This is a genomic window from [Rhizobium] kunmingense, assembly GCF_977018605.1.
In genome coordinates, this window is the sequence record NZ_CDRNXG010000002.1 from 1,101,421 (window position 1) to 1,117,133 (window position 15,713).

Genomic DNA, 15,713 nt, shown 5'->3' on the forward strand with positions numbered 1-15,713 from the left:
GCTGCCGAAATGAAAAGGCACTTTATCGCTTTTGGCAAATCGATCTATTCAATCCGCCACAAAACCATGATCATTTTCTACCAAATGGAGTAAACATATGCATTGCAGACTGATCGGCATTCCACTTCAGGACGGCGCATCGCAGCTCGGCTGCGAGATGGGGCCGAGCGCCCTGCGTGTCGCGGACCTCCAGGGAGCGCTGGAGGAACTTGGTCACGAGGTCAGCGACATCGGCAATGTGGTGATCGGCGATCTGCCCGATGTTCGGCATCCGAACCCGGCGGTGCGCAATCTGCCGCAGATCGCCGCCTGGACGGAGCTTCTGACCGAGGTCGCCTACCGCGAAAGCGGCAAGGGCATGCCGATCTTCATGGGCGGCGACCATGCGCTTTCCGCCGGCACGGTTGCCGGTGTCGCAAGGCGGGCGGCCGAACAGGGCCGTCCGTTCTTCGTTCTCTGGCTCGACGCGCACACCGATTTTCACACCCTCGATTCCACCAGAAGTGGCAATCTGCACGGCTTGCCTGCCGCCTATTACACGGGACGCCCCGGCTTCGACGGCTATCTGCCGCCGCTCTCGCATCCGGTCGATCCGGCCAATGTCTGCATGATCGGTATCCGCAGCGTCGATCCGGCGGAACGCGAGGCGCTGAATGAGGGCTCCGTCACGGTGCATGACATGCGCACGATCGACGAGCATGGTGTTGCGGTTCTGGTTCGTCGTTTTATCGAGAATGTCGAAGCGGCCAACGGTCTGTTGCATGTCAGCCTCGATGTCGACTTCCTCGATCCCTCCATCGCGCCGGCCGTCGGCACCACGGTTCCAGGCGGTGCAACGTTCCGCGAGGCGCATCTGGTGATGGAAATGCTGCATGACAGCGGCCTCGTATCGAGCCTTGATCTCGTCGAACTCAACCCTTTCCTCGACGAGCGCGGCCGCACGGCGAAGCTGCTCGTCGACCTCACCGCCAGCCTGATGGGACGAACCGTCCTCGACCGACCGACAAGGAGTTACTGATGCCGGCCGAACAGAATCTCAACATCGTCCCCTTCATCAGCGTCGAGAACATGATGGATCTCGTGCTGTCCATCGGCACGGAGACCTTCATCAGGGAACTTGCGGCCTATGTGGAGGAGGATTTTCGGCGTTGGGATCTGTTCGACAAAGTGGCGCGCATCGCCTCGCATTCCCGTGACGGAGTGATCGAGCTGATGCCGGCGAGCGATGGTCGATTGTATGCCTTCAAGTATGTGAACGGCCATCCGAAGAATACGAAAAGCGGTCGCCAGACGGTGACCGCCTTCGGCGTGCTGTCCGACGTAGACAGCGGCTATCCGTTGCTTCTCTCGGAGATGACGATCCTCACGGCGCTGAGAACCGCAGCCACATCGGCTGTCGCTGCCAAGTATCTGGCGCCGAAAGGGGCGAGGACGATGGCGCTGATCGGCAACGGTGCGCAGAGCGAGTTCCAGGCGCTCGCCTTCAAGGCATTGCTCGGTATCGAGACCTTGCGCCTTTTCGATATCGATCCCACCGCGACGGAGCGCTGCCGCCGCAATCTCTCCCAGCTGGGTTTGAACATCGTTGCCTGCCGTAGCGCCGAAGAGGCCGTGGAGGGCGCGCAGATCGTCACGACCGCGACCGCCGACAAGCAGAACGCGACGATCCTGTCCGACAACATGATCGGTCCCGGCGTGCACATCAATGCGGTGGGTGGCGATTGTCCCGGCAAGACCGAACTGCATCGCGACATCCTGCTGCGCTCGTCGATTTTCGTCGAATATCCGCCGCAGACTCGCGTCGAGGGCGAGATTCAGCAGCTGGCGGCGGATCATCCTGTAATCGAACTCTGGCAGGTCATTACCGGCAATGCCGTGGGGCGTGCGACGGAGCGAGATATCACGCTCTTCGACAGCGTCGGCTTTGCCACGGAAGACTTTTCCGCACTGCGGTTCGTCTATGACAAGCTTCGCGGCAGCAAGCATTACGAGCGACTGGATTTGCTTGCCGATCCGGATGAGCCGCGTGATCTTTTCGGCATGCTTCTGCGGCGAGAAAAGGCGTGCCGGCAGCCCGCATAGGCGGTTTTTCGACCACATCACGGCTTCGTGATGTGGTTTTTCGGGACGTGGCGTGTCCTGCGCAAACCGTTGGTGCCTCGGCTAAAGGGCGGGGCAAGCGAAGCGGTGCGAGCTGCTTGCGATAATACAAATATGATTTTTTTATGGACATTGCGGACCTGCCGCCCTACCTCTCGCCTAGCGTCAGGTCGACAAAACGTATCTTGAATTGCATATTTTAGCCGGATTGGCAGGCATGCTTCCTTGCATGCGAACAATGCATCGGATTTCTTTGTTGCGGCCTACATTCACAGCGGGGATACTTACTGATCCGCACGATATTTTACGGATATCCTTTTTGTATAGATGGCGATGCGCCTGAATACGGAAGAATGTCACTGAAGGAGAATGCTCGCGCTATCGAGCCCGGGCCCAGATTACATATGGCTTTTGCAACTGAAAATGACGCGTCGGAAAATCCGGCTACGACCAAGATCAGTATCAAGAATGTCTACAAGGTTTTCGGCGAGCGGCCCGATAAGGCACTCGAAATGGTCCGCGCCGGAAAGACAAAATCCGAAATCCACGCCCAGACCGGCTGTTCGGTGGGCGTCAACGATGCGAGCTTCGACATCAAGGCCGGCGAGATCTTCGTCATCATGGGCCTGTCGGGGTCCGGCAAATCCACCCTCCTCCGCCTCCTGAACCGGCTGATTGAACCGACCGCCGGTGCGATCGAGATCGACGGTCGGGACATCACCAGGATGTCGCGCCGCGAACTGATCGAAGTCCGTCGTCGCGACATCAGCATGGTGTTCCAGTCTTTTGCGCTGCTTCCCAATCGCACCGTAATGAACAATGCCGCCTTCGGCCTTGAAGTGGCCGGGATGGGTGAGAAAGAGCGCACCGAAAAGGCGCTGACCGCGCTTAAGGCCGTTGGTCTCGACGGCTATGCCAACAGCATGCCGGATCAGCTTTCGGGCGGCATGAAGCAGCGCGTCGGGCTTGCCCGCGCACTCGCCAGCGAGCCGACCATCCTGTTGATGGACGAGGCCTTTTCCGCGCTCGACCCGCTTATTCGCACCGAGATGCAGGACGAACTGGTCCGTCTTCAGGCCGAACACAGCCGCACGATAGTCTTCGTCAGTCACGATCTCGACGAGGCGATGCGGATCGGCGACCGCATCTGCATCATGCAGAACGGCAATGTCGTGCAGGTCGGCACGCCCGACGAGATCGTCATGAGCCCGGCCAACGACTATGTCCGCTCGTTCTTCCGCAATGTCGATGTCAGCCATGTCTTCAAGGCCGGCGACGTCGCCCGCAAGACGCAGGTGACGATCATCGAGCGCCAGGGCACGACCGCTGCCGCCGCGCTCGAGCGGATGAAGAATTTCGACCGCGAATACGCGATCATTCTCGGTCGCGACAAGACCTATCAGGGCGTCGTCAGCCAGACGTCGCTCGTCGAGAAGATGCGTGCCAAGGCGGCCGATCCCTATCGTGGCGCCTTTCTCTCCGAGATCGAACCTATCTCGGCGGACGAGCCGTTGTCGAACGTGCTCGGCAAGGTCGCGGCAAGCCCGTGGCCCGTTCCCGTCATCGACGAGACGAAACGCTATCTCGGCTCCATCAGCAAGTCGACGCTGCTCGAAACGCTCGACCGCGCCAGCTGATCCATAAGCCCTTCCCCTAACCGGCCCATAACCGGAGCAAGACATGAATTTCGATATAGGTGACGGCATCGACGCCGCCGTCAATTACGTACTGGACAATTTCTCCCCGTTTCTCGACCTGATCGCATCTGCCATCGGCTTCGTGACGGGTTCCATTCAGGATGCGCTGACCGCCATTCCGATGCCTGTCGGCGTCGCCATCTTCGTTGCCCTTTCGCTCTGGCGTGTCGGCCTCGGCTTCGGCGTTTTGACGGGTGTCGGGCTGTGGCTCGTCGATCAGATGGGCCTGTGGGGCGCGATGATGGAAACGCTATCGCTCGTCATAGCATCGACGCTGATGGCGATGATCATCGGGTTGCCGCTCGGCATCGCCATGGCGCGCAAGGATTCAGTTGCCGTCGTGGTGCGGCCCATCCTCGACCTGATGCAGACTATGCCGGCCTTCGTCTACCTGATCCCTGCCGCCATGTTCTTCGGTCTCGGCGCAGTGCCCGGCGCAATTGCGACGGTCATCTTCGCCATGCCACCGGTCGTGCGTCTCACCAATCTCGGTGTTCGCCAGGTGCATGCAGAATTCATCGAGGCCGGCAACGCCTTTGGCTGCACTTCGTCGCAACTGCTGTTCAAGGTCCAGCTGCCCAACGCCATGCCGTCGATCATGGCCGGGATCAACCAGACGATCATGCTGTCGCTGTCGATGGTGGTCATTGCCTCGATGATCGGCGCCGGCGGTATCGGCAACACGGTCCTGACCGGCATCCAGCGTCTCGACGTTGGCACAGGCTTCGAAGGCGGTCTCGCCGTCGTCATTCTGGCCGTGATCCTCGATCGCCTGACCCAGTCCCTCGGAAAACCCCGCGCCGCCTTCTGGTCGGTGCTTTTCAAGAAGAACGAGCGCGAGGAACTGGCGACGGCGAGCGCCTGAGCCTTTTCTTCCGCCGAATTATGCGGGTGCCGAACCCACGACCTAAAGCTCCCGAAAGGAGAATGAATGTTTACGCCCATACGCGCCAACCGCTTCAGCCGACGCGCCGCGATCGGCGCGGCTTTTGCCCTTGCCGCGGTCATGGTTGCAGGATCGCCCCTGCCGACCGCAGCACAGGATGTAAAGCCAGTCAGGATCGGCTGGGCCCCATGGTCCGATGCGGAATTCGTGACAAAGCTCGCTGCCAAGCTGATCGAGGACGAGCTGGGCGGCGAAGTGGAGCTGGTCCAGACGGATGTCGCACCGCTCTATCAGGGCATCGCCCGTGGCGATCTCGACGCGATGATGATGGCATGGTTGCCGGAGACCCAGGCGGACTATTTCGCCAAGGTGAAGGACCGCGTCGAAGTCCTCGGTACGGTCTATGACGGTACCACGCTCGGCTGGGCCGTGCCGGCCTATGTGCCCGAGAGCGAGGTTGCAACGATCGAGGACCTCAACAAGCCCGAAGTGCGGGAGAAAATGCCCGATACGGTGCAGGGCATAGATCCCGGCGCGGGCCTGACGCGCCTCTCAGAGCGGGCGTTGAAGGACTATGGGCTGGACGGCTACCGGGTGCAGACATCCAGCGAGGCCGGCCTTCTGACAAGCGTTGCGCGTTCTTACCGAAGCGAAAGCTGGTTCGTGACGAATGCCTGGAGCCCGCACTGGATGTTCGGCAAATACAAGCTTCGCTACCTTGAAGACCCCAAGAATGTGTTCGGCGATTCCGAGCGTGTCGACACTCTGGCGCACAAGGGCTTTTCGGCTGAGAACCCCAAGGTGGCCGGCCTCCTGTCGCGCATCAAGCTCGAGATTCCCGAACTCGAGGCGGCGATGGCACACGCGCAGGAGACTTCCTACGACGAGGCCGTGGCCAAGTATATCGAGGAGCATCCGGAGCAGATCAAGGCGTGGGTCGGCGAAGACGGCTGACGCCGACCTGCACGGCACGCTCGGTTTTACGCTGTTTGCCGAGCCGTGACCTGAAGATTGCCCCACAAGACAGAATTCCAGAAAAGGAGAACACATGTTCAAGACATTTTCCCCGACCCGCCGGGTTGCGCTTGGTGCGACGATGGGACTGGCTGCAGCGCTGGTCATGGGCTCTGCCCTGCCGACCATGGCGCAGGAGGCCAAGGAGGTGAAGCTCGGGTTCGCGCCCTGGTCCGACGCCGAATTCGTGACCAAGCTGGCGGCCAAGCTGATCAAGGATGAGCTGGGCAACGAGGTGGAGCTGGTGCAGACGGACGTGGCGCCGCTCTATCAGGGCGTCAGCCGCGGCGATATCGACGCGATGATGATGGCATGGCTGCCAGCGACCCATTCGGATTACTACGCCAAGGTGAAGGATCGTGTCGAGACGCTTGGCACCGTCTATGACGGCGCAAAGCTTGGCTGGGTTGTTCCCGCCTATATCCCGGAAAGCGAGATCGCCTCGATCGAGGACCTGAAGAAGCCTGAGGTCCAGGAAAAGCTGTCGGGCATCATCCAGGGTATCGATCCGGGCGCGGGCCTGACGCGCTTGTCGCAGCAGGCGGTGACGGATTACGCACTCGACGACTACAAGCTGCAGATTTCCAGTGAGGCGGGCATGCTGACGACCGTCGATCGCGCCGTGCGTGGTGAGAAGTGGTTCGTCGCAACATCCTGGAGCCCCCACTGGATGTTCGGCAAGTATGAGCTTCGCTACATCGCGGACCCCAAGATGTCGCTCGGCGAAGCAGAGCATGTCGACATTCTCGCCTCCAAGGACTTCAAGACCGAGAACCCCAAGGTGGCCGCATTCCTGTCGCGCATGAAGCTGCCGCTCGCAGATCTCGAGAAGGCGATGTTCGACGCGCAGGAGACCTCCTATGACGCGGCAGTGGAGAAATACATTGCCGAGCATCCCGACCAGGTAAAGACCTGGGTTGGCGAAGAAGGCTGATTGTCGCCGCCCGCGGCCGCCATCGACGGGCGGCCGCGACATCTGTCCGTGACGTCAGAAACCTTTCGGTCGGGCAGAAACTCTAGGTGACCGGCTGCCCTGCGGCGTCTTCGATGCCGACGCAGGCGGTCGGGCCGATAAGGAAAGCATATGCTGAAGACTTACACAACGCGCGACCTTCGTCGCCGAACCACGCTGGCCGCAACGTTCGGCCTTGCTGCCACGCTTCTCGCAGGATCTGCCCTGCCGACGTTGGCTCAGGATGCGGGGACGGTCAAGATCGGGTACGCTCCATGGTCCGACGCCGAATTCGTCACGAAGCTGGCCGCAAAAATCATCGAGGACGAACTCGACCAGAAAGTGGAACTGGTCCAGACCGATGTCGCACCGCTTTACCAGGGCATCAGCCGCGGCGATCTCGACCTGATCATGATGGCGTGGCTGCCGGTGACCCATGCCGACTATTACGCCAAGGTTAAAGACAGGGTCGACACACTCGGCACGGTCTATGAAGGCGCGCGGCAGGGCTGGGTCGTGCCGGCCTACGTGCCGGAGGCGGATGTCGCCTCGTTCGAGGATCTGAAGAAGCCCGAGGTGCAGGAGAAACTGTCCGGCACGGTTCAGGGCACGGAACCCGGAGCGGGCCTCACCCGCCTGTCGCAGCAGGCGCTGAAGGACTATGCCCTCGACGACTACCGGCTGCAGATTTCCAGCGAGGCCGGCATGTTATCGGCGGTTGCCCGCGCTTACCGCAGTGAAAAATGGTTCGTGGCAACAGCCTGGAGCCCGCACTGGATGTTCGGCAAATACAAGCTGCGCTACATCGACGATCCCAAGAAGTCGATCGGGGGCGCCGAACATGTCGACGTTTTGTCTCGCAAGGATTTCAAGACCGATAATCCGGCGGTGGCGGAATTCATGTCACGCATGAAGATACCGCTCGACGACCTCGAGGCCGGCATGTCCGACGCGCAGGAGACCTCCTATGACGCGGCGGTGACCAAGTATATCTCGGACCATTCGGATCAGGTCAAAGCCTGGCTCGGCGACGAGGGGTGAAACATCCGGACGGTCACTCGACGTCGGGTGGCCGCCTCTTCTCATTTGACGGGGACAGTCTTTCATGAGCAACCGAAACTATGCGCCGCTCTACGGCGTCGATGACACGATCGGTGGACGTATTTCTCTGGCACGCGATGCACGCGATATTTCCGTCGAGGATGCCGCACGTATTCTTGGTGTCGAGGCCGTTACCTGGGCTGACTGGGAAAACGATCGCGCAGAACCGCGCGCCAACCGGGTGGACATGATGGCGGGCGTTCTTCAGGTCAGCGTGTCATGGCTCATGAGCGGCAATGGCGCCGGGCCTCGCTGGGGTGGGGCCGAGCACAGTGGTGGCGCCTGCCGCTGACAGCCGGCAGGCCCGAGCCCAATCGTTCTTTAACCACCTCAGGCGGCAGCGTTGTCAAAACCGGCTAGCAGACGCCTGACCTTGTCGCCACCTTCTTCCGACAGGTCGAATTTCTGGCCGAACAGAAGCCAATCCCAGCAGATACCCTTCATCATCCACTTGAACGCACGGCTTGCCGATTGCGGCGTCCACGCGGCAGCCAGCCTTCCCTTTGCCGCCGCCGTGGCGAACATTCCCTCCAGATGCAGTGTGTGATCGCGGTCGAGCTTGTCTATCTCGTTGCGAACCGGCTGGAACTCGGCGGTGAAATTCGTTCTCAGAAGGATGGAGAGCAGGCGCTGGCGGTGCCTGTCCTTTGACAACATATCGAGCCAGTCGCATGCCATTTTCGCCACGGCAGCCAGAGGGTCCTGCCCCTCTTCCTGGGTTTGCTCGAGGTCGGCTATGTTGACGCGCGGTAGTTGTGCGGCATTGTAAATCTCTAGGAAAATATCGCTCTTGCTCTCGAAATGCCAGTAGATGGCACCGCGCGTGACGCCGGCTGTGGTCGCGATCTCGTCGAGCGAGCTGTTGGCCACGCCCTTTTCAAAGAACAGCTTTTCGGCTGCGACAAGAATAGAGCAGCGCGTTTCCGCGGCCTCGGCTTTTGTACGTCTCATTCCTCCTCCTTTCCTGCAATCGGTATGCCCGATGGCAGAAGACCTCCCCGAAGCGTGTCCGGGAAGGTCCTTTTCCATTTCGTCAGTGCGTTGACGTCGTCTCTGTCTTCGATGCGTCAGGCATAGGCTCCTTCCGGGCGCCGCCGAACAACCTCATGATGAACATGAAGAAGGCGGGCACGAAGAAGATCGCAAGCACGGTGGCCGAGATCATGCCGCCGAGGACGCCGGTACCGATGGCGTTCTGGCTGGCGGCGCTGGCGCCGGTGGCGATTGCCATCGGCACGACGCCGAGGGTGAAGGCCAGCGACGTCATCAGGATCGGACGGAAGCGCAGATGCGATGCCTCCACGGTCGCCTCATAGGTCGTCTTGCCCTCGGCGCGCAGATCCTTGGCGAACTCGATGATCAGGATGGCGTTCTTGGCCGAGAGCCCGATGATCGTGATGAGGCCGACAAGGAAGTAGACGTCGTTCGGCATGTCGCGGATCATCACCGCGGCGACCGAGCCTATGACGCCGAGTGGGACGACGAGCATGACCGACAACGGGATGGACCAGCTTTCGTAGAGCGCCGAAAGGAGCAGGAAGACGAACAGGATGGACAGCGCGATCAGCGCCGGCGCCTGGCTGCCCGACTGGATTTCCTGCAGAGACTGCCCCGTCCACTCGTAACCGAATCCGCTCGGCAGCTCGCCTGCGAGGCGTTCCATCTCGGCGATCGCGTCGCCGGTGGAGAAGCCCGGACCCGACTGACCGGCGATGCGAACCGACGGATAGCCGTTGTAGCCGACGACCTGCGAAGGGCCGCGGATCCACTCGACGGTGGCGAAGGATGACATCGGCACCATGCCGCCGCCCGAATTGCGGACGTTGAGCTTGAGGAGGTCTGCCGCCTGCATGCGCTGGCTGCCGTCCGCCTGCACGGTAACACGCTGCATGCGGCCGGTGTTGGGGAAGTCGTTGACGTAGGTGGAGCCGAGGTTGGATGTGATGGTCGAGTTGATATCGTTGAAGGTCACGCCAAAGGTGTTGGCCTTCTCACGGTCGATCACGAGGTTGATCTGCGCGGCATCCGGCATGCCTTCGATGCGCAGCCCTGCCAGTACGGGGCTCTGCCGGGCTGCGGCCATCAGCTGCTCTCGCGCTGCCGAAAGCGCGGCCTGACCGTTGCCGGCGCGGTCCTGCAGACGGAAGGTGAAGCCGCTCGAGTTGCCGAGGCCCTGGATGGGCGGCGGCGACAGGGAGAAGGCGATCGCATCGCGAATGCCGCCAACCTGGGCATTGATACGCTGCGAGATGGCCGCGGCGGAATCTTCTGGCCCACGCTCATCCCAGTCCTTCAGCGTGATGAAGGCGAGGCCGGCATTCTGACCCGAACCGGAGAAGGAAAAGCCGTTGATCGCGATGATGCGCTCGACCGCTTCTTCCTGCAAGGCGATCTTTTCGATCTGGGACAGTACATCGACGGTACGGTCGGTACTGGCTTCCGCCGGTGCCTGGATATCGACGATGAGGTAGCCCTGGTCTTCGTTGGGCAGGAATGCGCTTGGCAGCTGGATATAGGCCCAGCCCAGACCGGCAAGCAGTGCAAGGTAGATGACCATGAACCGGCCGGAGCGCTTGATGATGCCACCCACCCAGCGCGAATAGCCATGCGACGCCTTGTCGAAGCCGCGGTTGAACATCCCGAAGAAGCCCTTCTTCTCGTGATGGTCACCGGTGATCGGCTTCAGGAACGTGCCGCAGAGCGCTGGCGTCAAGGACAGAGCCAGGAAGCCGGAGAAGAGGATGGAGACAACCATCGTCAGCGAGAACTGCTGGTAGATGATGCCGACCGCGCCGGGGAAGAAGGCCATCGGGATGAACACGGCGCTGAGGACCAGGGTGATGCCGATGATGGCACCGGAAATCTGACCCATCGCCTTGCGCGTCGCTTCCTTGGGCGAAAGCTTTTCCTCGGCCATGATGCGCTCGACATTCTCGACCACGACGATGGCGTCGTCGACGAGGATGCCGATGGCGAGAACCATCGCGAACATGGTCAAGACGTTGATCGAGAAACCGGCGACGAACATGACGGCACAGGTGCCGAGCAGCGCGACCGGCACGACGAGGGTCGGAATGATCGTGTAGCGGATGTTCTGCAGGAACAGGAACATCACGACGAATACGAGGATCATCGCCTCGATCAACGTGTGAATGACCTTCTCGATCGACACTTCGACGAACGGGCTAGTGTCATAGGGTATTTCGTAGGTCACGCCAGCGGGGAAATACTGCTGCAGTTCCTCCATGATGGCGCGGACGCCTTCTGCTGTGGCGAGCGCGTTACCCGTCGGAGACAGCTGTACGCCGATCGCAGCACTCGGCTGGCCGTTCAGGCGGCTGGAGAAGTTGTAGCTTTCGCCGCCGATCTCCACCCGTGCGACGTCGCGCAGGCGAACCGAGGAGCCATCGGGATTGGCGCGCAGCACGATTGCTCCGAACTCTTCCGGAGAGGTCAGCTGGCCTTCGACATTGATGGTGGCTGAAATCTGCTGGCCGATCGGGTTCGGCGTCGCGCCGATGCGGCCGGCGGCCACCTGGGCGTTCTGTGCCTCGATGGCGCTGACGATATCGCCGGATGTAAGGCTGAGGCCGACCATCTTGTCCGGATCCATCCAGATGCGCATGGATCGCTGGGTCGAAAATAGCTGGGCGCTGCCGACTCCCGGAACGCGGCGGATTTCGCCGATGATGTTACGCTGCAGGTAGTCTCCGAGGCCGATGGCGTCCGTATTGCCGTCGGTGGAGATCAGCGAGACCAGCATGAGGAACGAGGTTCCTGCACGCTCGACACGGATGCCCTGTGAGGTGACTACGCTCGGAAGACGCGGCTCCGCGCGGGCAATACGGTTCTGCACCTCGACCTGTGCCTCGCCGATATTGGTACCGGGCGCAAAGGTGACGTTGATCGAAATTCGCCCGGACGATTCCGAGACGGATTCGAAATACAGCAGACCGGGAACGCCGTTGAGTTCGTCTTCAACCTGACGCGTGACGCTCTGATAGATGTTCTCGGGCGATGCGCCCGGATAGTTGGTCGAGATGGTGATCTGTGGCGGGGCGACATTCGGATACTGCGCGATCGGCAGCATCGGAATGGTGATCACGCCTGCCAGCATGATGAAAATCGCGACGACCCAGGCAAAGATGGGCCGGTCGATGAAGAAACGTGCCATAAAACCGGGTCCTTACTGCTGAGCGGGTGCCGCAGGCTGTTCTGCGCTGTCGGCCGGGGTGTTGTTGGCAGTCCAGGGCTGTGGGTTGACCGTGGCGCCCGGTGCCGTCTTCTGGAAGCCCTCTGCGACGACCCTGTCGCCGGCTTGGAGGCCCTGGGAAATGACCCAGCGATCGCCAAGCGACCGGCCGACAGTTACGCGGCGCTGTTCGACAGTGTTTTCCTGATTGACGATGAGAATGTTGGCCTGGCCACCGGCGTCACGCTGGACTGCCTGCTGCGGCACCGCAAAGGCTGCGCGCTCGACGCCCTGCTGGATCTGCACGCGGACATACATGCCCGGCAGAAGATCGCCGTCCGGGTTGGGGAATTCGCCGCGCAGCGTCACCTGCCCCGTCGTTTCATCGACCGCTGCTTCTGAGAACAGCAGGCGTCCGCTCTGCTGGTAAGGCGTGCCGTCATCGAGCACGAGCTTCACTTCCGCTTCATCGTTGCCGGTCATCAGTTGACCGTCCTGAAGCGCCTTGCGCAGGCGAATGAGATCGGCTGCCGGCTGGGTGAAGTCGGCATAGATCGGGTCGAGCTGCTGGATGGTTGCAAGGTTTTCGGAACTGTTGGTGCTGACCAGAGCGCCTTCGGTGATCAGTGCGCGGCCGATGCGGCCGCTGATCGGTGCCGTTACGTGCGAATACTGCAGGTTCAATTGGGCGTTGGCCAGGCCGGCCTGCGCCACGGCGACTTCGGCATCAGCCTGTGCAAGCTGCGAAATGGCGTTGTCGAATTCCTGCTGCGAGGCGACGTTGTTGCGGCGAAGCTGCTGCTGGCGATCGGCCGTCTGACGAGCCTGCAATTGGGCGGCCACGGCGCGTGCCACGGTTGCTTCGGCGCTATCGACCTGAACCTGGAACGGTGCCGGATCGATGCGATAGAGAACGTCGCCCTGATTGACCAGAGAACCCTGCTCGAACACGCGTTCGACGACGATGCCGGAGATGCGCGGGCGCACTTCAGCAAGCCTCGTCGGGGCGATGCGTCCCGGAAGGTCATTTATGATCGGCAGTTCTTCGGCAGCGATCGTGACGACACCGACTTGAGAAGGTGGCGGCGCCTGCTGGGCTTGCCCCTCCTGCTCCTGCTGGCAGCCTGCCAGAAACGCGATACCGGAAAGCAGGACGAGAGCGCGCAAGGGCGTCTTTTGCATGGAGGAGCTCCAAAGGAAGGAAAAATTGTGACGATTTACATACATACTAATACGTATGTAGACTATCGCCAATCTTTTTTGAATGTCGCGGAAGTTGTGCCGATGGCCTCTTTGCCCGCAAGGGCCGCCGCAATCCCAAGCAACTGATGTCCAAGCCGATCTGCCGTCATTCGATGCTGATCGCAGGTTTCGACATTTCGCGTTTCTGAAATAACCCAGAAGATTCAGTTATATAGAACGAGTTTTGCCCGTCGGTTGGAGCTTTTTGTGTTGCTTTGCCAAAGTCAGCGCCACATTCCCCTCATCCGAGGAAAGCTGCAATCCCGGCAGCGGTGATGACGATCACTTTTCCGACACGAATTCGCCATCGGCGTCTCTTCGTTCGATCCAGCCAGTGCTTGAGTCGCCCGTTACATTGCCGACAAATTGCCCAAAACATGAGTTTGGAAGTTGACTTTTGGGCTGCTTCGTAGAAATCAACCGCGGGATTGCCTTTGGGGGGCGGATCGATGAATGATCCGTGATCTTGCTGGCATGTCGCCAGTTTTCCGTTTCCTCCGCATGCCAAGGCTGCTTTCATGGCTCGTTTCCGCCCTCACCTGTTTGCCGCGATGCTGGCGGCGTTGCTCATGCCTGTTAAGGCGGGAATCGCGCAGGACAGGCCACCGCTTCGTATTGCGCTGGCGACCAGCATCTCCAATGAGGCGGCGGAAATTGCAGCGACGGAAGCCGAGGCCAGTGGGCTGAACGTGGAGCTGATCGAGTTCAACGACTGGAACACGCCCAACACGGCCGTCGCCGATGGCGAGGTGGATGCCAATCTCTTCCAGCATACCCCCTATCTCGAATTCACCAATGAACGCTCTGGCCGGAATCTCGTTGCCGTCGCCCCAGCCTTCAGTACGCCATTCGGTCTCTACTCGAAGAAATACCGCTCGCTGGAGGAACTTCCTGATGAAGCCCGCATCGCTTTCTCCGGCGATACGGTCAACACGGCGCGTTCGCTTCGACTGCTTGAAACGGCCAAGATGATAGAGTTGCGACCCGGCGTCGGTTACCGTGCCACGCTTGAGGATGTCACCGCATGGCGCAAGCCGCTACAGGTCGTCCAGCTCGATGGCCCGCAGATTGCGCGCGCGCTCGATGACGTCGATGCGGCCGCGACCTATCCGACATTTGCGAAACTCGCCGGTCTTGAAGCCTCGGCCGGGCTGATTTTCGAGAACGATGCGATTTATGCGTTCCAGTTCGTCACCCGGCCGGACATGAAGGACGACGAACGTCTGCGACAGTTCATCGCAATTTACCGAAGCTCGGATGCCGTCAAGATGAAGCTGCGCTCCCTTTATGGCGACTTCGTTTCGTTCCCGGACTGATTGGCGCGGTCAGTACGACATTTCAAACAGGACATTGATGATGCACGGTGAATACAAGGTACAGGGCGGCAAGCTGGTCGTGGTCGAGCTGGACGTTGTCGATGGGCGTCTTGCGGATGTGCAGGTCTCGGGCGACTTCTTTCTCGAACCGGCAGAGGCGCTCGACGACATCCGTGTTTCGCTCGATGGCCTTGCCGCTTCCGTTTCGGTAGAGGAAATCGTCTCTGCCATCAGGGCGGGCCTGAGGGATGGCGCGGAGATGATCGGCTTCAGCCCGGAGGCCGTCGCGATCGCCATACGGCGTGCGCTCGGCGTCACCGGTACCTGGCGGGATTACGACTGGCAGATCATCGAGGCCCCGGCACTTTCTCCAGCCATGCATCTGGCGATCGACGAGGTTCTGGCACGGGAAGTGGCGGCCGGTCGACGCGGTCCGTGCCTTCGCTTCTGGGAGTGGGAGCGCCCGGCGATCATCATCGGCGGCTTCCAGTCGCTGAAGAACGAGGTCGACATGCAGGCAGCGGCGGCGCTCGGCGTCGAGACCGTACGTCGCATCACCGGCGGCGGCGCGATGTTCGTCGAGCCCGGAACGACCGTGACCTATTCGCTCTATGCGCCGGGCGAACTCGTGCGCGACATGAGCTTCGCCGATTCATACGCCTTTCTCGACGACTGGGTGCTGAAGGCGCTCAATTCGCTCGGCATCGACGCTTTCTACAAGCCGTTGAACGACATCTCCAGTTCCAAGGGCAAGATCGGCGGCGCGGCGCAGAAGCGGTTTTCCGCCGGCGCTGTCCTGCATCATGTCACCATGGCCTACGACATGGACGCGGAGAAGATGGTGAAGGTGCTGCGGATCGGACGTGAAAAGCTGAGCGACAAGGGTACGGCAAGCGCCGCCAAGCGTGTCGACCCGTTGCGAAGCCAGACCGGCCTGCCGCGCGAGGAGATCATCCGCCGTATGAAAGACACGTTCATATCGCTGAACGGAGCGCAGCCCGGCAGCATTTCACCGGCGGAACTTATGGCTGCGGAAAAACTTGCATCAGAGAAATTCGCCACCGACGACTGGCTGAGGCACATTCCTTAAGGTCGTCTTCGAAGGACGAGGCCGGCGGCTTCTCGTATCATGCGGAGCCGCTTCCAACCGGGACGGAAGCGGTCTCGCCGGCTCGCGCTGACCTAAGGATCGCCGATCTCGTAGATTTTAATT

Annotated in this window: 14 protein-coding genes; 10 read left to right on the plus strand and 4 right to left on the minus strand. The window is 60.8% G+C overall.

Going from position 1 to position 15,713, the window contains the following annotated elements:
• The first annotated feature begins 97 nt into the window (after positions 1–97).
• The 8 genes from rocF to AC0JZ4_RS23525 all read left to right on the plus strand — a co-directional run bounded on the left by rocF (position 98) and on the right by AC0JZ4_RS23525 (position 8,042).
• Positions 98–1,018, plus strand: a complete 921-nt coding sequence (gene rocF / locus AC0JZ4_RS23490; protein ID WP_471888876.1) for an arginase — start codon at positions 98–100, stop codon at positions 1,016–1,018.
• On the plus strand, positions 1,018–2,082 hold the full coding sequence (locus tag AC0JZ4_RS23495) for an ornithine cyclodeaminase (RefSeq protein ID WP_471888877.1): 1,065 nt from the start codon (positions 1,018–1,020) through the stop codon (positions 2,080–2,082). Before rocF ends, AC0JZ4_RS23495 begins: the two co-directional genes overlap by 1 nt.
• A 422-nt stretch (positions 2,083–2,504) precedes the next feature.
• Positions 2,505–3,737: a glycine betaine/L-proline ABC transporter ATP-binding protein ProV gene (gene proV / locus AC0JZ4_RS23500; RefSeq protein ID WP_471888878.1), complete on the plus strand. Its 1,233-nt coding sequence runs from the start codon at positions 2,505–2,507 to the stop codon at positions 3,735–3,737.
• 43 nt (positions 3,738–3,780) lie between these two features.
• Complete coding sequence (locus tag AC0JZ4_RS23505; protein ID WP_471888879.1) at positions 3,781–4,662, plus strand: ABC transporter permease; 882 nt, start codon at positions 3,781–3,783, stop codon at positions 4,660–4,662.
• Between the two features lie 66 nt (positions 4,663–4,728).
• A complete protein-coding gene (locus AC0JZ4_RS23510; RefSeq protein WP_471888880.1) occupies positions 4,729–5,637 on the plus strand; it encodes a glycine betaine ABC transporter substrate-binding protein in 909 nt (302 codons plus the stop codon).
• Between the two features lie 94 nt (positions 5,638–5,731).
• Complete coding sequence (locus AC0JZ4_RS23515; RefSeq protein ID WP_471888881.1) at positions 5,732–6,631, plus strand: glycine betaine ABC transporter substrate-binding protein; 900 nt, start codon at positions 5,732–5,734, stop codon at positions 6,629–6,631.
• A gap of 150 nt (positions 6,632–6,781) precedes the next feature.
• A complete protein-coding gene (locus AC0JZ4_RS23520; RefSeq protein ID WP_471888882.1) occupies positions 6,782–7,690 on the plus strand; it encodes a glycine betaine ABC transporter substrate-binding protein in 909 nt (302 codons plus the stop codon).
• 64 nt (positions 7,691–7,754) lie between these two features.
• Positions 7,755–8,042 carry a helix-turn-helix domain-containing protein gene (locus AC0JZ4_RS23525; RefSeq protein ID WP_471888883.1) on the plus strand — a complete coding sequence of 96 codons (288 nt, stop codon included), beginning with the start codon at positions 7,755–7,757 and terminating at the stop codon, positions 8,040–8,042.
• A 38-nt stretch (positions 8,043–8,080) separates the two neighbouring features.
• Here the strand turns inward: AC0JZ4_RS23525 and AC0JZ4_RS23530 are convergent, their stop codons facing one another.
• The 4 genes from AC0JZ4_RS23530 to AC0JZ4_RS23545 form a co-directional block, all read right to left on the minus strand.
• On the minus strand, positions 8,081–8,701 hold the full coding sequence (locus AC0JZ4_RS23530) for a TetR family transcriptional regulator (RefSeq protein WP_471888884.1): 621 nt from the start codon (positions 8,699–8,701) through the stop codon (positions 8,081–8,083).
• Between the two features lie 82 nt (positions 8,702–8,783).
• On the minus strand, positions 8,784–11,924 hold the full coding sequence (locus AC0JZ4_RS23535) for a multidrug efflux RND transporter permease subunit (RefSeq protein WP_471888885.1): 3,141 nt from the start codon (positions 11,922–11,924) through the stop codon (positions 8,784–8,786).
• Positions 11,925–11,936: 12 nt separating this feature from the next.
• Entirely contained in the window at positions 11,937–13,124 is a 1,188-nt protein-coding gene (locus AC0JZ4_RS23540; RefSeq protein WP_471888886.1) for an efflux RND transporter periplasmic adaptor subunit, read from the minus strand.
• Between the two features lie 301 nt (positions 13,125–13,425).
• Entirely contained in the window at positions 13,426–13,704 is a 279-nt protein-coding gene (locus AC0JZ4_RS23545) for a hypothetical protein (RefSeq protein ID WP_471888887.1), read from the minus strand.
• On the opposite strand from AC0JZ4_RS23545, the gene AC0JZ4_RS23550 reads away from it, so the two are divergent.
• Positions 13,703–14,500, plus strand: coding sequence for a MetQ/NlpA family ABC transporter substrate-binding protein (locus AC0JZ4_RS23550; RefSeq protein ID WP_471888888.1), 798 nt, complete (start codon positions 13,703–13,705; stop codon positions 14,498–14,500). The genes AC0JZ4_RS23545 and AC0JZ4_RS23550 overlap by 2 nt on opposite strands.
• Positions 14,501–14,537: 37 nt before the next feature.
• A complete protein-coding gene (locus tag AC0JZ4_RS23555; protein ID WP_471888889.1) occupies positions 14,538–15,590 on the plus strand; it encodes a lipoate--protein ligase family protein in 1,053 nt (350 codons plus the stop codon).
• Positions 15,591–15,713 lie beyond the last annotated feature (123 nt).